General features: G+C 55.9%; 24 protein-coding genes and 1 riboswitch. Of the genes, 12 read left to right on the plus strand and 12 right to left on the minus strand.

What is annotated here, in order from left to right; genetic code table 11:
• The 4 genes from HHI26_RS22655 to HHI26_RS22670 all read right to left on the minus strand — a co-directional run bounded on the left by HHI26_RS22655 (nucleotide 1) and on the right by HHI26_RS22670 (nucleotide 4342).
• Nucleotides 1-993, minus strand: coding sequence for an ABC transporter permease (locus HHI26_RS22655; protein ID WP_171149745.1), 993 nt, complete (start codon nucleotides 991-993; stop codon nucleotides 1-3).
• An 11-nt stretch (nucleotides 994-1004) separates the two neighbouring features.
• A complete protein-coding gene (locus HHI26_RS22660; RefSeq protein ID WP_133846780.1) occupies nucleotides 1005-2624 on the minus strand; it encodes an ABC transporter substrate-binding protein in 1620 nt (539 codons plus the stop codon).
• A 28-nt stretch (nucleotides 2625-2652) separates the two neighbouring features.
• Nucleotides 2653-3213, minus strand: a complete 561-nt coding sequence (locus HHI26_RS22665; protein ID WP_171149746.1) for a GNAT family N-acetyltransferase — start codon at nucleotides 3211-3213, stop codon at nucleotides 2653-2655.
• A gap of 175 nt (nucleotides 3214-3388) precedes the next feature.
• The gene (locus tag HHI26_RS22670) at nucleotides 3389-4342 is read right to left on the minus strand and encodes an MBL fold metallo-hydrolase (RefSeq protein ID WP_171149747.1); all 954 of its coding nucleotides are present in this window, start codon (nucleotides 4340-4342) and stop codon (nucleotides 3389-3391) included.
• Between the two features lie 81 nt (nucleotides 4343-4423).
• Between HHI26_RS22670 and HHI26_RS22675 the strand changes: the two genes are divergently transcribed.
• Nucleotides 4424-5425, plus strand: coding sequence for a LysR substrate-binding domain-containing protein (locus HHI26_RS22675; protein ID WP_167863519.1), 1002 nt, complete (start codon nucleotides 4424-4426; stop codon nucleotides 5423-5425).
• A 75-nt stretch (nucleotides 5426-5500) separates the two neighbouring features.
• On the opposite strand, the gene HHI26_RS22680 is transcribed toward HHI26_RS22675, so the two are convergent.
• The 5 genes from HHI26_RS22680 to HHI26_RS22700 form a co-directional block, all read right to left on the minus strand.
• A complete protein-coding gene (locus HHI26_RS22680; RefSeq protein ID WP_171149748.1) occupies nucleotides 5501-5932 on the minus strand; it encodes a hypothetical protein in 432 nt (143 codons plus the stop codon).
• A gap of 3 nt (nucleotides 5933-5935) precedes the next feature.
• Nucleotides 5936-6352 carry a hypothetical protein gene (locus HHI26_RS22685; protein ID WP_133846775.1) on the minus strand — a complete coding sequence of 139 codons (417 nt, stop codon included), beginning with the start codon at nucleotides 6350-6352 and terminating at the stop codon, nucleotides 5936-5938.
• Nucleotides 6346-6945, minus strand: a complete 600-nt coding sequence (locus HHI26_RS22690) for a peptidoglycan recognition family protein (RefSeq protein WP_167863518.1) — start codon at nucleotides 6943-6945, stop codon at nucleotides 6346-6348. The genes HHI26_RS22685 and HHI26_RS22690 overlap by 7 nt, the downstream gene beginning before the upstream one ends.
• Nucleotides 6946-6972: 27 nt before the next feature.
• Nucleotides 6973-7455 (minus strand): type VI secretion system tube protein Hcp, encoded by a 483-nt coding sequence (locus tag HHI26_RS22695; RefSeq protein WP_171149749.1) that lies wholly within the window; start codon nucleotides 7453-7455, stop codon nucleotides 6973-6975.
• A 172-nt stretch (nucleotides 7456-7627) separates the two neighbouring features.
• Nucleotides 7628-9010 carry a PLP-dependent aminotransferase family protein gene (locus HHI26_RS22700; protein WP_171149750.1) on the minus strand — a complete coding sequence of 461 codons (1383 nt, stop codon included), beginning with the start codon at nucleotides 9008-9010 and terminating at the stop codon, nucleotides 7628-7630.
• A gap of 138 nt (nucleotides 9011-9148) precedes the next feature.
• On the opposite strand from HHI26_RS22700, the gene HHI26_RS22705 reads away from it, so the two are divergent.
• Entirely contained in the window at nucleotides 9149-10009 is an 861-nt protein-coding gene (locus tag HHI26_RS22705) for a DMT family transporter (RefSeq protein ID WP_159338428.1), read from the plus strand.
• A 26-nt stretch (nucleotides 10010-10035) separates the two neighbouring features.
• Here the strand turns inward: HHI26_RS22705 and HHI26_RS22710 are convergent, their stop codons facing one another.
• The 3 genes from HHI26_RS22710 to HHI26_RS22720 all read right to left on the minus strand — a co-directional run bounded on the left by HHI26_RS22710 (nucleotide 10036) and on the right by HHI26_RS22720 (nucleotide 12756).
• Nucleotides 10036-10365, minus strand: coding sequence for a type II toxin-antitoxin system RelE/ParE family toxin (locus tag HHI26_RS22710; RefSeq protein WP_171149751.1), 330 nt, complete (start codon nucleotides 10363-10365; stop codon nucleotides 10036-10038).
• Between the two features lie 5 nt (nucleotides 10366-10370).
• Nucleotides 10371-10604 carry a type II toxin-antitoxin system Phd/YefM family antitoxin gene (locus HHI26_RS22715; protein WP_133846771.1) on the minus strand — a complete coding sequence of 78 codons (234 nt, stop codon included), beginning with the start codon at nucleotides 10602-10604 and terminating at the stop codon, nucleotides 10371-10373.
• A gap of 112 nt (nucleotides 10605-10716) precedes the next feature.
• Entirely contained in the window at nucleotides 10717-12756 is a 2040-nt protein-coding gene (locus HHI26_RS22720; protein ID WP_133846770.1) for a choline transporter, read from the minus strand.
• A 331-nt stretch (nucleotides 12757-13087) separates the two neighbouring features.
• A riboswitch (TPP riboswitch) is annotated at nucleotides 13088-13209 on the plus strand.
• Nucleotides 13210-13354: 145 nt separating this feature from the next.
• Between HHI26_RS22720 and HHI26_RS22725 the strand changes: the two genes are divergently transcribed.
• From HHI26_RS22725 to HHI26_RS22770, 10 genes are all read left to right on the plus strand, one after another.
• Complete coding sequence (locus HHI26_RS22725) at nucleotides 13355-14287, plus strand: FAD-dependent oxidoreductase (RefSeq protein WP_133846769.1); 933 nt, start codon at nucleotides 13355-13357, stop codon at nucleotides 14285-14287.
• A complete protein-coding gene (gene thiS / locus HHI26_RS22730; protein ID WP_133846768.1) occupies nucleotides 14284-14481 on the plus strand; it encodes a sulfur carrier protein ThiS in 198 nt (65 codons plus the stop codon). The genes HHI26_RS22725 and thiS overlap by 4 nt, the downstream gene beginning before the upstream one ends.
• A gap of 3 nt (nucleotides 14482-14484) precedes the next feature.
• Nucleotides 14485-15255: a thiazole synthase gene (locus HHI26_RS22735; RefSeq protein ID WP_133846767.1), complete on the plus strand. Its 771-nt coding sequence runs from the start codon at nucleotides 14485-14487 to the stop codon at nucleotides 15253-15255.
• 3 nt (nucleotides 15256-15258) lie between these two features.
• The gene (locus HHI26_RS22740) at nucleotides 15259-16224 is read left to right on the plus strand and encodes a HesA/MoeB/ThiF family protein (RefSeq protein ID WP_133846766.1); all 966 of its coding nucleotides are present in this window, start codon (nucleotides 15259-15261) and stop codon (nucleotides 16222-16224) included.
• A 136-nt stretch (nucleotides 16225-16360) separates the two neighbouring features.
• Entirely contained in the window at nucleotides 16361-17581 is a 1221-nt protein-coding gene (gene zigA, locus HHI26_RS22745) for a zinc metallochaperone GTPase ZigA (RefSeq protein ID WP_133846806.1), read from the plus strand.
• 100 nt (nucleotides 17582-17681) lie between these two features.
• Nucleotides 17682-17954, plus strand: a complete 273-nt coding sequence (locus tag HHI26_RS22750; protein ID WP_159338407.1) for a VF530 family protein — start codon at nucleotides 17682-17684, stop codon at nucleotides 17952-17954.
• Nucleotides 17955-18048: 94 nt separating this feature from the next.
• The gene (locus tag HHI26_RS22755; RefSeq protein ID WP_159338408.1) at nucleotides 18049-19335 is read left to right on the plus strand and encodes a nitrate regulatory protein; all 1287 of its coding nucleotides are present in this window, start codon (nucleotides 18049-18051) and stop codon (nucleotides 19333-19335) included.
• A gap of 278 nt (nucleotides 19336-19613) precedes the next feature.
• The gene (locus HHI26_RS22760; protein WP_133846763.1) at nucleotides 19614-20876 is read left to right on the plus strand and encodes a CmpA/NrtA family ABC transporter substrate-binding protein; all 1263 of its coding nucleotides are present in this window, start codon (nucleotides 19614-19616) and stop codon (nucleotides 20874-20876) included.
• Nucleotides 20873-21769: a nitrate ABC transporter permease gene (gene ntrB / locus HHI26_RS22765; protein WP_171149752.1), complete on the plus strand. Its 897-nt coding sequence runs from the start codon at nucleotides 20873-20875 to the stop codon at nucleotides 21767-21769. Before HHI26_RS22760 ends, ntrB begins: the two co-directional genes overlap by 4 nt.
• Nucleotides 21769-22554, plus strand: coding sequence for an ABC transporter ATP-binding protein (locus tag HHI26_RS22770; protein ID WP_133846761.1), 786 nt, complete (start codon nucleotides 21769-21771; stop codon nucleotides 22552-22554). Before ntrB ends, HHI26_RS22770 begins: the two co-directional genes overlap by 1 nt.
• Nucleotides 22555-22558 lie beyond the last annotated feature (4 nt).

The following is a 22558-nucleotide window of genomic DNA, read 5'->3' on the forward strand; positions in this document are numbered from 1 at the left end:
TTACTCCTGTGCCTGATGGCGTAAGCGGGGATCCAGTAACAGATAGAGAATGTCCACCAGCGTGCTCATCACCACATAAATCAATGCGGACAGGATCGCCACGGCCAGCACTACCGGCAGGTCTTTCCCCAGTACCGCGTCCACCGTCACTTTGCCCAGACCGGGACGGCTGAACACCTGTTCGGTGATCACCGCGCCACTGAGCAGACCGCCAACCAGCCAGCCTGTGAGGGTGACCGCAGGCAGGGCAGCATGACGCAGGGCATGGCGCAGACGTATCTGCAGATTACCGATGCCCCAGGCACGCAGCGTCAGCGAAAACGGCTGATCGAGCGCATCTTCCAGACCGCGACGCAACACCTGAGACACGACCGCCCCCTGGGCCAGCCCGAGCGACAGCGCCGGCAAAACCAGCGCAGAGAAATTGCGATCCCCGGCCACCGGAAACCAGCGCAACGTAAAGCTGAAAACAAACAGCAGAACAATGCCCAGCCAGAACGACGGGGTGGAAGCCAGTACCAGCTCCAGCCCGCTCGCCAGCCGGCGTCCCCAGCGACGATGCGCCGTGGTCACGGCGACGACCAGTGCAAAGATCACGCTGACCACCAGCGCTGCACCGGTCAGTTTCAGCGTGGGCAATAACTGTGATCCCACCAGCGGTCCCACATCGACGTTCAGCAGATAGGAACGACCAAAATCACCATGAGCAATTCGCCACAGATAGCTCAGATACTGCTGCCACAGCGGTTGATCCAGCCCCCACTCGGCGCGGATAGCCGCTTCGATGGCCGGTGTACTTACCTGCTCACCCACCAGCAGGCTGACAATGTCACCCGGTGCCAGCCAGACGCCAATAAACGACAGACTGACCGCCGCCCACAGCACCAGAACACCACCGCCAATGCGGCCGCTAATACGCCACCACAACGTGGTAGCCGGGGCCGGACGTGACCGCACGACATGTTTAAGGAGGGGCGTGGTTTCGCTGCTCATGATGTTTGCCTTTAGTGATCGCTTAACCAGATGTCGTACGCATTTTCCGGCATCTGTTTGAAGGGACGGAAGCCGGCACCCTGCACGTAGCTGGCGGCGGCAATCTGATCTTCCGGCTCGTATAACGGGATGGCCACCGCCTGCTGCACAATCGCAAACTGTTGCAGCTGGCCATAGAAGCCGCGACGCGCAGAGGTATCGAGCGTGGAGGAGGCGGCTTTCAGCCACGGCAGCAGTTCAGGTGCCGATGTGCGGCTGTAGTTAATTGCCCCTCCCGCCTTCACCGGCAGGTAGTGGTTTTCAATATCGATCCCGTCGGTTTCGGTATTGGAGTTGGCAATCGACCCAAACTGCCCGCTGTTACGCAGCTCGCTGTAGGTGCCGGAGTCGACATAACGCAGCTTCAGCTCAACGCCCAGTCGCTGGCGCGCCTGGGCCTGAATGGCCTGCAACAGCACGTCACGCTGATCGCGCACCGTGGCCTGCGCCTGAATAATTTCAATGCTCAGTCGCTGACCGTTCTTCGTACGGAACCCTTCCGCATCCCGCGATGTCCAGCCCGCTTCGTCCAGCAACTGGTTACCCAGCGTCGGGTTATTGCCGTATTTGCCTTCCAGACCTGCGTCATACAGCGGATCAACCGGTGAGGTGATGCCCCAGACGCGGGTGCGTTCGCCGCGATAGATCGACTTCAGGATCGGATCAATATCCAGGCCCTGTAGCAGCGCCTGACGCACTTTCTGCTCGCGGGTCGGGCCATATTCCACATTCAGGAAGAGCGAGTAAGGCGTGCCGGCATTCAGCGCATGCTGATAGCTGAAGTCAGGGTTATCTTTAAATTCAGCCGCATCGTTCCCGGAAACCCCTTCAATCAGATCCACCTGACCTGATAACAACGCCCCGGTACGCACTGAAGATTCAGGCAGGAAACGGTAGGTCACACCATCAAGCCAGGCCGGCCCCTGATGCGCCGCGTTGGCCGATGCCCAGCGATAATCTTTGTTTTTCACATAGACAATCTGCTGGCCTTTTTCGTAGCGCTGGAGAATAAACGGCCCCGTTCCGGCGAGATCGGTTCCGCCTGATTTCAACTGCGGCGACTGCCAGGATTTTGGCGAAATCAACTTCAGCCCGGCAGCAAAGGAGAGGAAGGGCGAATACGCGTCTTTCAGTGTAATGATCAGCGTACTGTCATCCGGGGTTTCCACCGTGGCGATATGGCCGCCCAGTGCACACAGGCTTGAGCCTGCGCAGTAGGCCGGATCCTGAATATGGCGGAAGTTTTCCGCCACCGCATGGGCGTTGAACTTCTCACCATCGGAAAAGTGCACATCCTTACGCAGGGTGAAGTGCAGGCGTTTCCCGCCGTCTTCAACGCGGTAGCGCTCGGCCAGCCACGGAACAAAGCTGCCATCGGCCTTACGTGCCAGCAGGGATTCATAGGCCACGCGCAGGATCAGTTCGGCCTTTGACTGGCCATTGAGCTGAGGGTTGAGCGTATTAGGCTCGGTTTCCACACCCCAGGTTAAAGTGCCTCCGGAACGCGGTTTATCAGCAGCAAAAGAAGAGGCAATAGAGATCGACAGCAATGACAACGTGGCCATCATGGCCACTTTATTATTTAAGCGCATAGTTTTCCCAGATAAGTCATCAACACGTTCAGGCGGTGAGTGAGGTTTCAATAAAGTCGTGCACGTATTCTTTTATTTTGGCGTTTTGATATCGCTGCTGATCGAGCACCTTGGTTAAATACACCAGTTCCACGCCCAGTGGATTAATTGCCCGGTGAAAAGGTTGATAGCCGCGGCGTAAATAGAGATCGGTCAGCCAGGGATGTTTAATGGCGGTGGCTAAATAAACGGCAGGCGATTTTAAGGCGTCGCGCAGAAAACTTTCTTCGACATAGCGGATAATCCGGCTGCCTTGCCCCTGGCCTTTGTGAGCCGGATCAACGGCAAACCAGTGCAGGAACGGCCACGGCGCCAGCTGCCGCCTGGTCTCAGTCCACGGGAAGCGTGCCGTCAGCGTGGCCACCGGTTGTCCGTTCTGTTCCAGGACGAAGGTGGATTCACTGGCAATGACGGCGGCAACATCCGCCACCGAGGCCTGGGTAATGGTGAAATGAATACCCTGCGTTAATAACGGTGCATAGGCACGTTGTAACAGATCATGCAGTAATTCAGCGTCTTCCGGTTTAGCTAAACGAATACGTTCAGTCATGATCGCTCCACCTTTGTGGCGTTAAGGTGAGACAATTATTAACAGCATGATGAATAACTGTGAAAGATAAATATATGATAACGATGCGTAGTTAAAAGCTTACTCTCAGGCAGGAAAGAAAATACGTGCTGATGGGATAAAACCGGGTTCGGGGCACTGACGTGCCCCGGAATAATTAATGGCTTAACTGAGTGGTATAATTTGCCGCCACCCAACGGTAGCCGCTGCCGTCACGTTTGACATGACCGAATCCCGGGAAAGCAATATGTGCGGCCGCTACCCAGTCACCTTCCTGCGCCATCTGCGCCAGTACCGCTTCACGCGTCCGCACGGCCTGCTGCTGATTCACATCAAAGTGAATCGCCACATGGGGATCCGGCATCTGCACCGTTTTCGCATGAATGATATCGCCCCACAGTACCAGCGTCTGCCCTTCACTTTCCACGCGATAGAGCACACTGCCCGGTGTGTGTCCTGCTGCCGGAACCGCCCGGATGCCAGCGAATACCGTAGCCGGCGCAGAGAAGGTCGTCAGGCGACCGGCATCAATTACCGGGCGCAGCGTACGTTCAGACTCGGCAAAGGTATGCGCCTGGCTGGTTTCCACCTTGCTGGTGTTAGCAGAATTGAGCCAGAAATCCGCATCTTTCTTTTCCACATACATCTGCGCATTGGGGAACGCCGGCCTGCCGCTGCGTGAAACACCCCCAGAGTGATCGGCATGGATATGCGTTAACAGCACCGCATTGATGGTCTCTGCCGGGTAGCCTGCTGCCGCCAAATTTTCCAGCAGATGCCCGCCGTTGTCGCCGAACAGATCCCCGGCTCCCGCATCCACCAGTACCCGCTGCTGGCCATTATCAATCACAAAGGCATTGATCGAGGTCTCCACCTGCGGAGTCATGGCATCGGCGGCCAACCGTTCACGCAACTGCTGCGGGGAGATATGAGTCAGTAATTTGTCCAGCGGAATCGTGACCGTGCCGTCAGACACGGCGGTGATGCGCAGCTTGCCCAGCGTCATACGGTAATAGCCCGGAGCCTGAGTTTCCAGCGGAGCTGGCGCTGTCGCCGCCAGGGCAGTGCCGGAAAGGGCCAGGCTGGCGATCAGCATTTTCAGAAGCGTCATGATAGTCTCACTTAGTCGTGTTGTTTTGGCGTGGATGACAGTATCCTGACCGCCTCATCATCATTCAAATCGATTAAAATAATGAGCAACATCAGAGAAAATGATTTTAGTCGCATTGACCTGAACCTGTTGACGGTGCTGCTGGTGCTGCACCGGGAGGGGAGCGTATCCCGTACGGCTGAGCGGCTGCATCTGGGGCAACCTGCCGTCAGCGGCGCGCTGGCGCGGCTGCGCACCATGTTTAACGATCCGCTGTTTGTGCGCACGGCAAAAGGCATGGCGCCGACGCCGCGTGCGGAGGCGCTGGTCGCCTCACTGCTGCCGATGATGGAACAGATGCAGCAGGTGCTGTTTCAGCCGCCCACATTTAACCCGACAACGGACGAGCACACTTTCCGCCTGGGGATGAGTGACTGGGTGGAACGCTGGCTGATGCCGGGGCTGCTGGCGACACTCGCCAGCGAGGCACCCGGAATCCAACTGCAGACGACGGCCAGCGATCCGTTTCTCGACGAAGAGCTGGTGCAGCGCGATAAGGTTGATGTGGCGATCTCTGTCGGGCAGGGGGCGCCTGCGGATGTCATCCGTGAGCCTGTCGTTCGCATGGGGTTTTGTACGCTCTGGCACCCCCACCAGTTAGCACTTACTTCGCCGCTAACCATTGAAGAATATCTCTCTCACGATCACCTTCTGGTTTCTTATCGGGGAGCCAGCCACAGCCAGATAGACGAACAGCTGGGCCGCCAGAATCTCACTCGCCGGGTACGCTATGTGACGCCGCATTTCTCGTCACTGCCGTTAATGCTGAAGCAGATCCCCGCGCTGACCACCGTTCCCACCGGGCTGGCCAGCGGCTGGGTTGACCATTATGGTTTATGCCGTAGCGCCGTTCCGGTCAGCGCCCCGGACTTTACGCTCTCCCTGATGTGGAACACCCGCCGCAGTCACGACCCGGCATTGCTGTGGCTACTGGAAAAACTGCGGGGGGAGATGGGTAAAACGGGTGAGGATGAAACGACAGCCAGCGCGGATTGGATGTCTGAGCGAGACCAACCGACATGCCAGGAACGAGAGGATTTTTAATGTGAAGGCAGAAACGGAGTACGCCAGTGAAGACGTACTCCAGGCGGTAAGGCTTTATCCGTTTTATCAGGCTGTTTAATCGCATCCCGGTTCGGATTCATCGCCCATGGCATAAGTACACTCGAAATGGTCATACCATTTGTTGTCTTTGTGAAAAAAATAGATGGCCTCTTTGTTCCCGAAGTTACCCGAAGTGAATCCACTTGACTGTAGTGTAAAGCTCACTGAATTTCCGTCTTCGAAGGTAACTTTTCCTACTGTTATGCACGGTGAATAATACTGATGCCCTATTGAACCACCCTCGTCCATTCTGGTAGCCTTATTAAAGTAGTCAATAAGTTGTTCTTTAGTTGGACTGAACAATGCACACCCTTCCTGCTCAACCTTACTGCGCCCTTCATCGACGATGTCATATTTGAGGTTCTCAATATTTTTGACCTCCTTTGAATATGAAAAACCTGAAAATAAATAAATGATAAAAAATGCCATTAACTTTATATTGACCATTTTTCAGTTCTCGCTGCTGTACGTGTCTTCAAACGGATCTGTCCATTGATAGTCATCATAAAATAATGTTGCCACATCTCCAGTATCCCAGAGCAAGGTTCCCCCGCCACTGGAGGATATTTTCCACTCGCCTCGTGTGTTATCGCTAAACTTAACTTCACCTCTGGAAAAGCAGGGAGAATAGCGATCGTGAACATTGAATTTTAATGGAACTGGATAAGATTTTGAAAAAAAGGATCTTACATCCACCTCTGTAATGACGAATGTCCGACAGCCACTTTTAACATTTTCCGATGCATCTTCGCTTTTACCCACTTCATTGATTTTTATCTCAACAATTTTCCTGGACGGTACATGTGTTGCAAAAGCTACAGGGATGGCGAATACCAATAATAATATAAAATAGCCGTACCTTACCATTTTGCAGTGCCTGCCTCAGTCTTAACTTTGTATGACACTTCCGGATGTCTAAACACCTCAGACATTGATATTTTCAACGTATCCGACAATTCATAAACAAGCCATTTTAATGCACTGTTTTGTGCATCATTGACTGTTTCATAAATGGCATTTTCTCCCTCACCGGAAACAGGTTTACCCACAACTTCAATGCCTAATGAGTCGAAATTCGCTGGATACCTTTCAGGATATGATTTCTTCTGTTCTAAATGAGAAAGTTTTTTATATTTATTTAAAAATGGTCTTATTGTGGAAATCTCAGATGGAGTGCATTTTTTCTCCATGTAACACCTGGATCTTATATTTCCAACATGATTTGTCACTTTAAACAATGACGCGGTTTGATAGATCTTACCTTCTTTATCTATCAAGAAATGAGCGCCGTTTGCACCTGCACTTTGGTAGCTATTGAAAGCACTCTCAGCAGTTGAACCACCGGTCTGATGCACCACAATCCCATTCACTTGATCCATATCCCCACGTTCTATCGTACGGAATCGTTTTACACTAATACGTGTTGCATCTACTAAACCATTTTTATCCACAAATAACATATTTACCCTTCCTTGTGTTCAGCTTACTTAAATGATGGCATTCGCTTTAATGTCGAACCCTGTAGAAATCGTACCCGCAGATGTCCCTTCCGCATTCTGTAGAACATAATCAACCTTTACGCGTGAGAAAGAGAGTGCGACCTCCTCTCTGGCGGCAGGCATGGTGTTATAACCGACAGACTCAACCCCGGTAATAATAATTTCCTGAAGCGTGATACGCAGATATTCCAGTGGAGAACCGCCTGCTTTGCGCATGATCAGTACCGCCTCCGGGATATGTTTTCCGGTCAGGCAATACTGCAGAAGGTTTGGGCTGGCTTTATCGAAATAATGTTCAAAACGAAGATCCCCGACAATGCATTTCCCCGCACCGCCACCACTGCCAGAGTGCATATTCGCTGTTTGGCCCACAGACCAGTCCCAGCTAAGAACCTCAATATCTCCTTTGTGCGTAGCGTCCAGAGATTCCCCTGTAATACCCTCGATCTTTATAAAAACGTCCTGCGCCATAATTTCATCCCTGTTGAATACCAGTAAAAAATCTACACCTCAGGTAACGGGTTGAAATCCATGCATAACCCGTACCGCATGACGGGCAGCCTAAATAAAATAACGATCTGTTTGTGCCTGTCAGATCACACTATCCTCATAATGGACAAAAAATGACCTGATCTACTTCACCTTAAGACTGCTGTTCCGCTATCGCCTGTTGCAATACGCGGTAAACACGGGCATTCAGATGCGCCACGTTGAAACGCAAATATGCTGTCGCTGACTGGGAAACGCTGAACACATTCCCCGGGGCAAGTACGACACCCTCTTCCCGGCAACGCTGGGCGATCAGTGCAGAGTCAACGCCCTCCGGCAGGCGACACCAGAGGTAGAAACCGCCGCGTGGCACCATCCACGGAGTAATCCCCAGCGCGCTCAGGCGTTCGGTGGCCTCTTTTCTGGCGCGATCCAATCGCGTGATGACGTCAGCCAGATGTTTGCGATAGCTTCCCCCGGCCAGTACGCTGGCGATCAGCTCGCTGGATAATGGGCTGGGGCCACCGAAGTTGGTGGCAATTTGCAGGTCAATCAGTCCTTCAATCCACTCTGCGCGACAGGCGATATAGCCACAGCGCACGGAAGCCGAAAGCGTTTTCGAGAAGCTGCCCGTACGGATGACGCGATCAAGCCCGTCGGGGATCGCCAGCCGTGGGGAAGGGTCAGGTTCGAAGTCGGCAAAGATATCATCCTCAATGATCAGGGTGTCGTTTGCCGCGGCGGCACTCAGCACCCGATAGGCCGTTTGCGCGGAAAGACAGGCGCCGGTGGGATTATGCAGCGCGGAGTTGGTGATATACAGGCGCGGACGCACCGTCGCGACAACCTGCTCAAACACCGCAATATCCGGCCCGGTTGGGGTATAGGGCACACCGACTATATTCACCTGATGAGCACGCAGCAGTGCCTGGAAATTGAAGTAGCAGGGGTCGTCCACCACCACGCTGTCACCTGGACGCAGCAGAAAGCGGCAGAGTAAATCCAGCGCCTGGCTGCCCGACCCGGTCAGCATCAGTTGTTCCATCGAGGCCGAAAGCCCTTCGCGGGCGAAACGAGCCAGCAGCAGATGCCGCAGAGTCGCTGACCCTCGCGAACTGCCATAATCCGTCAGTAGCGTATCGGAAGAACGCGTCAGCTGGCGTAAACCTTTGCGCAGCGCCTCATGGGGCATCCAGTCGGCAGGCAGCCAGCCGCAGCCGGGCGTCAGCTCCCCGGCACTGGCATCCAGCGACTGGCGCGAGACCCAGAACGGGTCAACTTCGCGTCGCCGCGAGTTGCTGTTATCCGCCAGACTTCGGGTGACCAGCGGGGTTCCAGAAACGTAGAAACCCGCCCCGCGACGCGCACGGATCAGCCCTTCGGCTGCCAGCCGATCATAAGCCTCCACCACCGTAGAAGGGGAAACCGTCATCATGGCGGCATAGCGCCGCACCGACGCCAGCCGATCGCCCGGTACCAGTGCGCCTGTCGCTATCCTGCGGCGAATATCATCAATCAGTGTTTCTGTGCGGGTCATGCGTTTTCAGCCATCAACTGTATGGGTGGTGTAAGCCATACAGAACAACAAAATTGTATGGCCGTGTATCTTCGAACTGCACGCGATGCGCTCTACTATCTGCGGGAGTTTACCGTTTATATTCATAGCAGAGGACATATGGCGCGAGCAACAGCAGGGTGGTGGAGTGGGCTTTCCGGCGTGATCATTTTCAGCGGGTCACTGCCTGCGACAAGGGTAGCGATCGGGGGATTCTCGCCCCTGTTTCTGACCTCTGCCCGCGCGGTCATTGCCGCGTTACTGGCCGGGGGATTATTACTGCTATTACGTCAGAAACGTCCTGCGCGCAGTGATGCCCTGTCGCTGTTAATTGTCGCCACTGGCGTCGTCGTGGGTTTTCCGCTGCTGACCGCGCTTGCCCTGCGAGAGATGACTGCGGCGCATTCGCTGGTGTTTATCGGTCTGTTACCGCTTTCCACCGCCATTTTTGGCGTACTCAGAGGCGGTGAACGCCCCCGCCCGGCATTCTGGCTGTTCTCCCTGCTGGGTGCAGGCATCGTTGCGGGATTTGCCATCGCAAGCGACCAGGCGGGATCGTTAACCGGGGATCTGCTGATGGTGGCCGCTATTCTGCTGTGCGGTCTGGGCTACGCAGAAGGGGCCGGGTTATCGCGGCGGCTCGGTGGCTGGCAGGTGATCAGCTGGGCACTGCTGCTGGCGCTGCCGGTGATGGTGGTGACAGGGCTGATCAATTTGCCGCATAGCTGGCATGGCATCAGCGTTCCCGCGTGGTTCAGCCTCGGTTACGTCTCTCTGTTCAGCATGCTGATTGGGTTTATATTCTGGTATCGCGGGCTGGCACTGGGGGGCATTGCCGGGGTAGGGCAGCTCCAGCTTCTGCAACCTTTTTTCGGGCTGCTGCTCAGCGCCCTGTTCCTTCATGAACCGATAGCCCTCGGAATGGTGGCCTGTGCGGGCGCGATTATTCTCTGTGTGGCGGGGGCGAAACGTTTTGCCTGAAAGGGGATACCCGGAGGAACCGGGTATCAAAACTCAATCAGTCGCTGATACAAAAGCTGCACAATATCCTGTCGTTGAGACAGTACCGCGTGTGCCCGAATCCGAAACCCGTCGACGGAGTAGAGTACCCGGTAACCCTTCTGCGTATTGCATTCTCGATAGCGGTCAGAACCAATTTTAAGTAATTCAGGGCACAGCTGGCAGCCCACAGGAAAAGCGGATACTTTGCTTTCGAACTCATCAATAATGCACTCAATGACGGGCAAAGGCGCAACGCCGCAGGCGATAAGATGATTTCTCAACTGCAATAATGTGCTTCTTGCCGTCCCGGTGTATTCAATCGTGACATCTGCCATTCCGGTTAGTTATCCAGACTGGCTAACAGTTGATCGCGTGAGTAAACCTTACCCTCAGCCGCATCTTTTTCCGATAACGTCATCAGTTTCAGCAACGCAACGGCACTGTCGCGAGCCTGCCTGTCAGCATAGGATTCGATAACGTAGGCCGGGATACCATTCTGCGTCACGATGATAGGCTCGGAGACGTCGAGCGTGGCGGCATTTTTTTTAATGTGGCTGATCGTTTCTACTCTCACTGGATTCTCCCGTTGAACGTGTTGCGCAACCGGTCTGAATATAGACCATTAAAAGATGATTATCCCCGTTTGATGCAAAAAAAACCAGACCGGAGTCTGGTTTTTATACCCGTTACGCTTCGGGGAAAGGCATGGCGTTACCCGGCGCTTCCCGGTGAATATGCAGGAAGGTCAGGTGCCGTTCATACTGGTCGAGAATGTCATTGATGATCTGCTCACGGGTGTAGTCCATCAAATCGTTGCCCTGTGTCCCCTCCAGCAGGAAGGTCTCCAGACGGAAGTAGTCCGATTTCCCACTGCGTGCACGATAAGTAAACGCCGGAACCGAATAACGCTGCGGCCAAATCTGGTAGAGGAAGCTCTGCTCATCAGCCATATCCACCAGCAGTTCCAGATGGTTCAGACGCTCGTCATCCACGGCGGGCAGCTCATTCACCTGCACTTTCGCCCCTCGGCGCTCCAGCTCACGTCCCACCTCTTCCATGGCAGGGCGGCAGACCTCATCCAGCATTTTACGCGTATGAGTCGTGCCCGGATAGTTCATCACACGCGAGATACGCTGTTTCCAGTTAAGGCGATCGTCGCGCGATACCGGTACCGGTGGCGTGTTCACTGTTGCACTGGCACGGCGATGATCTTCCACGCGCAATGATTTATACAGACCGGCCATCACAAAGAAGATCACAAAGCTGAACGGCAGCCCCATGATCACCGTGGTTTTCTGTAATGCTGTGACGCCGTTCACCATCAGCATCCCCAGCGTCAGCACACCAATGGCAACCGACCAGAAGATACGCAGCCAGTTGGGCGCATCATTATTGATGTCGGCCAGACGCGAGGTAAAGTTACCCAGCACCAGGGAGCCGGAGTCAGCGGAGGTAACATAGAACAGCAGTCCGGTAATGGTGGCCACCGAGGCACTGAAGGTAAAACCAGGATACTGCGCCAGCAGACTGTAGAAACCCCGCTCCGGATGCGCCATGGTCTCCTCAGCGAAAGCCATATTGCCGTGAATGATCTCATACAGCGCGCTGTTACCGAAGATCGACAACCACAACAGGGTGAAGATAAACGGAATGGTCAGCGTCCCCACCACAAACTGACGAATGGTACGTCCACGGGAGATACGTGCGAGGAACAGACCGACAAACGGCGACCAGGCAACCCACCAGGCCCAGAAGAACAGCGTCCAGTTGTTCATCCACTCGGTCGGACGGTCAAAGGCGAAACTGTTCAGCGTCATGCCCATAAAGCGGTTGATATAATCCCCGACGTTGAGCACCAGCGCGTTCAGCAGGAAGCTGGTATCGCCAACGAACAACACGAACAGAATCAGCCCAAAGGCCAGTAACACGTTGAGTTCCGACAGGAAGCGAATGCCTTTGTTCACCCCAGAGGTCACAGAGATGGTGGCCATGATCACCGACAGGACAATCAACCCGGCCTGTGCTGTCAGCCCTTCCGGTACGTCAAACAACACCTTGAGCCCGTAGTTAAGCTGTACCACGCCAATACCGAGCGTGGTGGCAATACCAAAGATGGTCCCCAGCACGGCAGCGATATCCACGGTATGACCAATGGGCCCGTTAATGCGCTTACCAAAAATAGGGTAGAGCGCCGAACGGATAGTGAGCGGCAGGCCATAACGGTAGCTGAAGTAGCCGAGGGCGATGCCCATCAGGGCATACATGGACCAGCCAGTCAGACCGTAGTGGAACAACGTCCAGACCATCGCCTGACGCGCCGCTTCCATCGTCTGGCCCTGGCCTTCCGGTGGCATCATATACTGGGTGACCGGTTCCGCCACCGAGAAGAACATCAGGTCGATACCGATACCCGCAGCGAACAGCATGGCCGCCCAGCTCATCAGGCTGAATTCAGGTTTCGACTGTTCGGGACCGAGCTTGATGGAGCCAAAGCGTGAGCAGGCCATGAAAATGACGAATACGATGTACAGCGTGGCTGCCAGCAGGTAGTACCAGCCGAAGGTATTAGATACCCAGTCGAGGGTGCGATTAATCCAGCGGTCGGAAAAATCAGTGAACAGGATAGTGGTAAAGGAGAACAGCAGGATAAGCGCTGCTGAGGTATAGAAAACCACGGGATTAATACGATCTTTTTGAGGTTTTCCTGGTATTTCAGTCGTCGGCATAATGTCTCCGCAAAAAATGCTCAAGAAAATAACCTGAAGTCCGCTCTGCGAAGCGCGCATTAGCGCATACTGGGTAACATCCGCCGTATATCCGCTAATTACACTGGGAGAACCATCAGGGTGATTATCAGGTGTAATATATTGATTAATCGTTAGTGTTTTTGATCTACGTCGCCCCCTGAAAGTAAATTTTGTGTAAACAAGAACAGGAATGATAGGTTTTATTGATTGAGCATTCAATTAAAAAAAACTTCATCGTCTCATTCTGTCCCATTTTTTCCGTACGAAAACCTCATGTCACTTGACGATTGTCACCCGGTAAAATACAACTAGTCCCTGTCAGGGGAGTCTCGCCAGAGAGACTGAGAGGCTAATGAGCGATTTTTTGCGGCTTAGCGACCCTTAGAACCTGACCCAGTTGATACTGGCGTAGGAAGACGCGTACCCGATGGCGTATCAGCCAGGGTACCTGCCACGTGGGCTGGCTTCTGATCGTCCCCGTCTTTTCCTTACTCTGTATCACGGGTCTCCGCATCGATTGAGAGGCTAACGTGAAACCATTTATTCCCCCCTTTATTTGTACCGGAAACCGCACATCATGAGCCGCTGGTCGGTGATCGGTGATGGCGTCGCCGGGCTTTGTGTTGCCACGTTACTTGCTGAACGGGGTGAATCCGTTGAAGTGATCACCGCAGAGCAGCACTGTGCCGCATCGCACTGGGCGGGCGGTATGCTCGCCCCCTGGTGCGAAGGTGAAAGTGCCCCCGAAGAGGTGATCGCACTGGGTCAGCGTTCCGCGCCCTGGTGGTCGGCCCGCATTCAGGGAGTGGAACATCAAGGCACTCTGGTGGTGGCACCCGCACGTGATACCCCCGAACTCAGCCGTTTTGCCCGCATGACGCGGGCGCATCAGTGGGTAGAGCCGGCATCGCTGGAACCCGCGCTGGAAGGGCGTTTTGCCCGTGGGCTGTTCTTTGCCGGGGAAGCACACCTTGATCCACGCAGTGCGCTGCACCAACTACGGGCGACCCTGCAACGCAGGGGTATTCCTTTTCATACGGGCAATCCCGGCGGGACAGTCATTGACTGCCGGGGGATTCATGCAGCCCCTGATCTGCCTGAGCTACGCGCCGTACGCGGGGAGATGCTGATCCTGCACAGTGAAGAGGTGCAGTTCTCACGCCCCATCCGCCTGCTGCATCCCCGTTTTCCCTGCTATCTGGTGCCGCGTGCCGGAGGGCGCTTTATGCTGGGTGCAACGATGGTGGAAAGCGACGATAACAGCCCGATCAGCGCACGCGCCATGATGGAACTGCTCAGCGCCGCCTGGGCTATCCACCCTGCGCTGGCTGAAGCGCGGATACTGGAAAGCGGCACCGGGTTGCGCCCCGCTTATCACAATAATATCCCCGCCATTCGCTACCAGAACGGCGTCTGGTCCCTGAACGGCATGTATCGCCACGGCTTTCTTCTCGCGCCAGTCATGGCGGAAAAACTGATGCTGCAACTGCAGCAGGAAAACCTGATATGAAAATCCAGCTTAACGGCCTCCCGATCGACACCACCGCCCGCACGCTGGCGGAACTTTTGCGTGAACAGCAGATGGATGCGGGCTGCGTGGCCAGCGCCCTTAACGGCGAGTTCGTCCCACGCTCGCGCTATGAAACACAGCCACTGACCGCAGGCTGTGAGCTTGAAGTGTTATCACCGATGCAGGGAGGGTAAAACATGTTTTACGATTTTATTCCGCAGTCACGTTTTTTGCTCGGCACTGCCGGGTATCCCTCTCCGGCGATCCTGCAACAGGCGATTGAGGCCTCCGGTAGCGAAATCATTACCGTCAGTCTGCGCCGCGAAGGGCGGCAGGGTGCGGCATTTCGCGACCTGCTGACCGGGCTGAACAAGCGGGTGCTGCCCAATACCGCAGGATGTCATAGTGTAAAAGAGGCGGTGACCACGGCGCATATGGCGCGCGAAGTCTTTAACACCCGCTGGATAAAACTGGAGGTGATTGGTCACGCTGATACGCTGCAACCCGACCCCTTTGCCCTGGTGGAAGCCGCCCGCATCCTGTGCGCTGAGGGATTCCAGGTGTTTCCCTATACCACGGAAGATCTGATCCTCGGCGAAAAGCTGATTGAAGCGGGCTGTGAGTTGCTGATGCCGTGGGGCGCGCCGATTGGCTCCGGCCAGGGGTTACGCAACATTGAGGGGCTGCGTTCAATGCGTGCCTGGTTTAAAGGCATTCCACTGATTATCGATGCCGGGATCGGCGCACCCAGCCAGGCTGCACAGGCAATGGAAATGGGCTTTGACGGTATCCTGCTGAATACGGCCGTGGCCAAAGCACAGGATCCGGTACGCATGGCCGGGGCGTTTTCTGCCGCTATCCACGCCGGTCACGATGCCTGTCATGCCGGCCTGGTAGAGCGCCGTGATATGGCCAGCGCCTCCACGCCGATTTTTGGTATGGCGCAATTTCTCTCACGGGAGCCATAACGGATGGACCGATATCAACGACAAACCATGCTGCCTGAGATCGGCGAGGCAGGGCAACAGGCCCTGCTGCAAGCCCGCGTGCTGGTGATCGGTGCTGGCGGGCTGGGTGCCACACTGCTGCCACTGCTGGCCGGGGCCGGGGTGGGCTACATCAGGGTGTATGACGGGGACCGGGTAGAGGAGCACAACCTGCACCGCCAGACGCTGTACAGTATGCAGGACTGCGGGAAGCGTAAAGTCGACTGCGCGCAGCGTGCACTCAATGCACGTAACCCGGACTGCGTAGTCGATGCACGGCCGCAGGCACTGAGTGCCAGCATGATGGCCGACGCGCTGGACGGTATCGATCTGGCGATCGATGCCGCCGATAATTTTGCCGTCACCTATCTGCTTTCCGATACCTGTCAACCGCGTCATATTCCGCTGGTCAGCGCCTCGGTACTCGGTCGTCAGGGCTATGTTGGGGGCTTCTGTGGCACTGCCCCGAGTTATCGTGCCCTGTTCCCGCAACTGCCGGGCAACGCGGCGAACTGTAACACGGCAGGTGTCATGGGCCCGGCGGTGGCCACGCTGGGTGCCATGCAGGCGCAGATGACCCTCAGTATTCTGCTCGGGCTGACGCCTTCACCGCTGGGCTGTCTGATCAATTGCGATTTCACCACCTGGCATTTCCGCCCGTTCCGTTTTGACGGTGCCGGTGAGCCTGACCAACCTGTCGTGCCGTTTATCGATCGCCACCTGCTGAACAGTGAAGACTGTATTGTTGAACTGCGTAGCCGCGAGGAAGCCCCCGACAGCGTGGCGAGTCACGTTCACCGGGTGCTGCCTGAGGAACTCAATCACTGGCAGCCCCCTGCGGATTGCCGCATCGTTCTGGTGTGCGCCAGCGGGATCCGCGCGGCAAAAGCGGCGAAGGACCTGCAACTCCGGGGCATCACTCAGCTGGCGATTATGGCGGCAAACCGATAGAAAAATAAAAGACACCCTGTGGAAGGTAAGGGATGACAGCTTTAATTGTTATGTTATAACATAACAATAATGTTTATGCGGGTGGCCCGGTACTGCCCGGTGCAAACACGCTGTCAACGCCTGAGAGGATGTCATGATGCAAGAAAAATACGCTTTACCCGGTAACGATACCCGCCTGCCCGTAACCGTTTTGTCGGGTTTTCTCGGGGCCGGGAAAACGACACTGCTTAACCATATCCTGAACAACCGTGAAGGGCGCCGCGTGGCGGTGATCGTCAACGATATGTCGGAAGTGAATATTGATGCGTCACTGGTGCGCGACGGGGGTGCAGAGCTGTCGCGCACCGACGAGAAGCTGGTGGAGATGAGCAACGGTTGCATCTGCTGCACATTGCGCGAAGATCTGCTGCTTGAAGTAAACCGCCTGGCACGCGAAGGGCGCTTCGATCAACTGGTGATCGAATCGACCGGCATTTCAGAACCCCTGCCAGTCGCGGAAACCTTTACGTTCGAAGATGAAACCGGGGAGAGCCTGTCCGCCGTGGCACGCCTGGATACCATGGTGACCGTTGTCGATGGCTACAATTTCCTGCACGACTATGAATCCCGTGACAGCATCCGTTCACGCGGTGAGTCGCTGGGTGAGGGCGATGAACGCTCGGTCGTCGATCTGCTGATTGAGCAGATTGAATTCTGCGACGTACTGATACTGAACAAAATCGATCTCATCAACCCCGATCAGCGCACACGGTTATTTGCCATCCTGCGCAGCCTCAACCCCCGCGCACGCATTGAATGTGCCCGTTTTGGTGAAGTTCCGCTGGACCGGGTACTGAGTACCGGTCTGTTTGACTTTGACGAGGCGGCACAGGCTCCGGGCTGGATGCAGGAGTTACGCGGCACCCATGTCCCGGAAACCGAAGAGTACGGTATCAGCAACTTTGTCTGGCGCGCCCGTCGCCCGTTTCACCCCGAGCGTTTCTGGGCATTATTTTCCGCAACACTGCCAGGCGTCGTGCGTTCGAAAGGCTATTTCTGGCTGGCATCACGGCCTGGTTATGCCGGCAACTGGTCGCAGGCTGGGGGCGTGGCACGTCAGGGGATGGCGGGTAGCTGGTGGGTCAGCGTGCCACGCGAACGCTGGCCACAGGATGAGGAGTCCCTGCTGGACATTATGCACCACTGGCAGGAAGGCATCGGGGATGCCCGACAGGAACTGGTATTTATCGGCATAGAGATGGATGAAGCCAGGCTGCGTCAGCAGCTGGATAACGCACTGCTGACGGAGAGTGAGATGGCGGCTGGCCCGCAGAGCTGGGCCAGATTGCACGACCCGGTTCCCGCCTGGTTTAACTGATCACCCCTGCCAGGGACGGCAGGTACCCGGTTAATTATTGCATCTGGCGTTGGCGCTCAGTATCGTGTGCGCAATTTCTTCAGACTCGCCGGACACCACAATGACCTCTCATACCCCAAAAGATCCTTTGCATGGCCTGACGCTGGAAGCCCTGTTAACTGCGCTGCAAGCGCGTTATGGCTGGGAGGCGCTGGCGAAGCGCGTCAATATCAACTGTTTCAAAAGCGATCCGAGCATTAAATCCAGCCTGAAATTCCTGCGCCGCACTCCATGGGCGCGTAAAGAAGTCGAAGAGTTGTACATTGCTTCACTGGATGAGGTGGAAGAAGCCCCGGCAGACGGCCCCTGGGGCAACTGGCAGGGGAAGAAATAGTCGCCTGATCGCGCGCTGATGGTGCAACACATTTTATAAGTGGCACACATTATGCTTAATACGCTTATCCAATTTCATCGCTGGAGAGCGTCTAATGCGTGCCACCACACCTTCACCGCTTATGTACCTGACAGCATCGCGACAGTGTGAAATTGCTAATCTGCGTAATTTGCTCCATACCGGCCATCTGACAGCCATCATCAGCCAGCTTATCCATGAACTGCAGCGCGAACGCGGTGCCAGCAATATCTGGCTCTGTTCTCAGGGACGGATGTTTGGCGACGAACTCCCCCAGCGTGCACGCCAGGTCAGCCAGATCATCGCCAGTATGATGGCAAAACTGCCCGCCATTCCCTCTCCGGAGAACGCATCACAGGGCAGCAGCCGGGTATTCAGCAGGATTGCCTCTGCGATCTACGCGCTGAGCGAGCTGCCCGCGCTGCGGGATGCCATCCGCCAGTTCACGCTTAGCCACGCCCAGGCCATGGCACAGTTCAATCACATTATCCGGCAGTTGCTGAACCTCGCTTTTGAAATGATCGATACCGCTTCTGACCCTGAAGTATCCCGCGCCCTGATTGCTATGTTCAGCTTTATTCAGGGGAAAGAGCTGGCAGGGCAAGAAAGAGCCACCGGATCTGCCGGTTACGCCGCGGGTGAATTCAGCCAGGAGCAGAGCGAGAGGATGGTGGCGCTGATCGGTGCACAGGAGCGCTGTTTTTCCAGCTTCAGCCAGTTTGCCGATGAGGAAAACCTGCAACGCTGGCGCAGCATTGCCACCTGCGACAGTGATGTCGAACGGCTGCGGCGCATTGCCTGCACACGCACAACGCCGGAAGCCGGAGGGACAGAGATGGCCCTGCGCTGGTATCAGCTGATGACCCGTCGTATCGACGGCCTGAAGGTGATCGAAGATGGCCTTGCGCACCACCTGACCCGCTGCTGTCACGACAGCATACGCCGTGCTGAAACCCGGCGCGAGGAGCAGGAAGAGGATATCCATCAGGCGGTCAGCGGGCTTGAAAATCGCTCAGCGTACAGCGTTTATGTGGCAGGGCGCGACGGGTTTCAGCAAGAGGTACAGCAACTGGATAGCGGGGGACTGACACCGCAGTTGGGACGTTCAGTACTGGAGCTGGTTCAGGCCCAGTCCGAGAGGTTACAGGCCCAGGACAACGAGCTGGCTGCGATGCGTGCCACGCTGAATGAACGTAAACAGATTGACCAGGCCAAGGTGTTGCTGATGCGTCACCACAACTATAACGAAGAGCAGGCCTGGCAGACCCTGCGTAAGATGGCGATGGACCAGAACAGACGTATTGCCGATGTTGCCATCGCACTGCTCTCCGTGGCCGCCGCTTTTACGTCACGCGCAGAGTAATACTTGCACAAACAGTGGGCACTCTGTGCTTCGCAATGGGGCACGGGTCGTTCGCTGTGAACTTCTCAACAGGATAATCCGCACGGCAAACGCCTGACACCATGCGGTTATTCCTTCCTCTCCTGACCTGGCACATCGCTTGCATGACTAAAAAAACATAATGACGCATTTTTGCACCAATGGCGGTGTAAGAGTGCTTTGGATAAAGGCGTCCAACCGCATGCTCAGGCATGTCGGTAGGACGCCTTTTTTTATGCTTTTTTTCAGGAAGCCAGACGATGAGCAAACCGATTTTTCCGCTATCCAGACGTCAATTTCTCACGGGTAGCGCCCTTCTGGGCGGCAGCTACCTTGTTCCCGGGCTGATGAACAGCGTCTGGGCTGCCGGCTCCGATGCCCCGGAGAAAACCAATATTCGGGTAGGCTTCATTCCCTTAACGGACTGTGCCCCCGTCGTTATGGCGGCGGTAAAAGGCTTCGACAAAAAATATGGCATCACCCTGACTCCGACCAAAGAAGCGAGCTGGGCTGCCGTGCGCGACAAACTCACCTCGGGAGAGCTGGATGCTGCACATGTGCTGTACGGCATGATCTATGGCTTGCAGCTGGGTGTCGCCGGGCCACAACATGATATGGCGAACCTGATGACACTGAATCAAAACGGCCAGGCAATCACGCTATCAAATCAGTTGAAAGAAGCAGGCGTCACTACGGCGGAGGGGCTGAAAAAGACCATTGCAGCTCAACCCGCAGGCAGCTACACCTTTGCTCACACCTTTCCCACCAGCACCCATGCCATGTGGCTTTATTACTGGCTGGCCAATGCCGGTATCGACCCTTTTGCCGATGTCCGTACCGTCGTGGTACCGCCGCCACAGATGGTGATGAACATGAAAATCGGCAATATGAGCGGCTACTGCGTAGGCGAGCCATGGAACCAGCGTGCCATCAGCGACAACATCGGTTTTACCGCCGAAACCACCCAGAATATCTGGCCCGATCATCCGGAAAAAATCCTGGGCACCCGTGCAGCATGGGTGAACGAGAACCCTAACAGCGCGCGGGCACTCACCGCCGCCGTGCTGGAGGCCGCACGCTGGATCGATGCCTCTGACGACAACCGCCGTGAAACCGCGCAGGTGATCGCCAGCCGCGCCTACCTCAACACCAAACCTGAAACCATTGAGGGCCGCATGCTGGGCCACTACGACAACGGTCTGGGAAAACGCTGGCAGGATGCACACCCGATGCGTTTCTTCAACGACGGGCAGGTCAACTACCCCTGGCTGTCTGACGGAATGTGGTTCCTCACGCAGCAAAAACGCTGGGGTCTGCTGAAACAGGAGCCGGATTATCTGGCCGTGGCAAAGCAGGTTAACCGCATTGATATCTACACACAGGCAGCCAGCGCGGCAGGCAGCATCTCACTCCCGCAGAGCGGGATGCGCAGCAGCACCCTGATCGACGGCAAAGTCTGGGATGGCAGCAATCCGGCAGAGTATGCCGCCAGTTTCGCCCTCAAAGCAGGAGGTCAGTCATGAAAAATCAGGCAACCGTCATACCGCTGGTGAACGAAACCACCACGCAGCATGCACAAATCATCCCGCTGAATAACCACCCTGCACCTAAAACGCGGCGACGCTATACGCTGCGCCCGCTGTTCCAGCGCATCATTCCTGGCGTATGTGGGATGATCCTGCTGCTGGGCGTGTGGCAGATTGCCGCACTCTACAGCACCGGTTTTCCCGGACCGCTCTCCACCTGGCAGGCGGCAGTCACGCTGTTCGCCGATCCCTTCTACAACGCCGGGCCCAACGACCAGGGTATTGGCTGGAACGTCCTGGCTTCGCTGCAGCGTGTCGCTATCGGGTTTGGCCTGGCGGCACTGGTCGGGATCCCGGCGGGCTTTCTGCTGGGAAGATTTCTGTTTTTAGGGCGCATGTTCAGCCCGATTATTGCCCTGCTGCGCCCCGTCAGCCCGCTGGCCTGGCTGCCCATTGGTTTGCTGCTGTTCCAGCGCGCAGAACCGGCTTCCAGCTGGACTATTTTCATCTGTTCCATCTGGCCAATGGTGATCAATACGGCAGAAGGCGTGCAGAGAATTCCCCGGGACTACCTCAACGTTGCGCGGGTGCTCAACCTCTCCGAATTCACCATTATGCGCAAAATCCTGTTCCCGGCGGTGCTGCCCGCGGTACTGACCGGCGTACGCCTCTCCATTGGCATTGCCTGGCTGGTCATCGTCGCCGCCGAGATGCTCACCGGAGGCCTGGGCATCGGATTCTGGATCTGGAACGAGTGGAACAACCTCAACGTGGAAAACATTCTTATCGCCATTGCGATTATCGGTGTGGTCGGTCTGCTGCTGGAACAGGTGCTGATGCTGCTCGCACGCCGCTTTTCCTGGCATGACAGCCAGCAGGAGAACAAATAATGCCGAACATTATTGATGTACAGCAAGTCAGCCAGCGCTTTAACACCGCCCAGGGCGATTTCCTCGCGCTGGATAACGTCAGCTTCAGCATCCGCAAAGGCGAAACCCTGAGCCTGATCGGGCATTCCGGCTGCGGGAAATCGACGCTGCTGAATCTGATCGCCGGACTGACGCTGCCCAGCGAAGGCGGTCTGCTGTGTGATAACCGGGAGATCGCCGGGCCGGGACCAGAGAGAGCGGTGGTGTTTCAGAACCACTCGCTGCTGCCATGGCTGACCACCTACGACAACGTGGCGCTGGCGGTAAACCAGGTCTTTAAAGGCAGTATGAGCAAGGCAGAACGACACGAATGGATCCTGGAAAATCTTGAACAGGTGCAGATGGGGCATGCCCGTGATAAACGGCCGGGCGAGCTCTCCGGCGGCATGAAACAGCGCGTCGGTATTGCCCGCGCGCTGGCCATGAAACCCAAAGTGCTGCTGATGGATGAGCCTTTTGGGGCTCTGGATGCGCTGACCCGCGCCCGTCTGCAGGACGCCGTTATGAGTATTCAGCAAAAACTGAATACCACCATCGTGCTGATCACCCATGACGTCGACGAAGCGGTGCTGCTCTCCGACCGCGTGATGATGATGACTAACGGCCCGGCGGCAAAAATTGGCGAGATCATGAATGTAACACTGCCCCGTCCCCGTTCCCGGGTGGCGCTGGCGGATGACCCGCAGTATCACCAGTTGCGTCAGCGCGTGCTGCATTTCCTCTACGAAAAACAGTCAGCGGCATAAGGGG

The sequence above is a fragment of the Erwinia sp. JH02 genome (genome assembly GCF_013074405.1).
Taxonomy (GTDB): domain Bacteria; phylum Pseudomonadota; class Gammaproteobacteria; order Enterobacterales; family Enterobacteriaceae; genus Erwinia; species Erwinia rhapontici.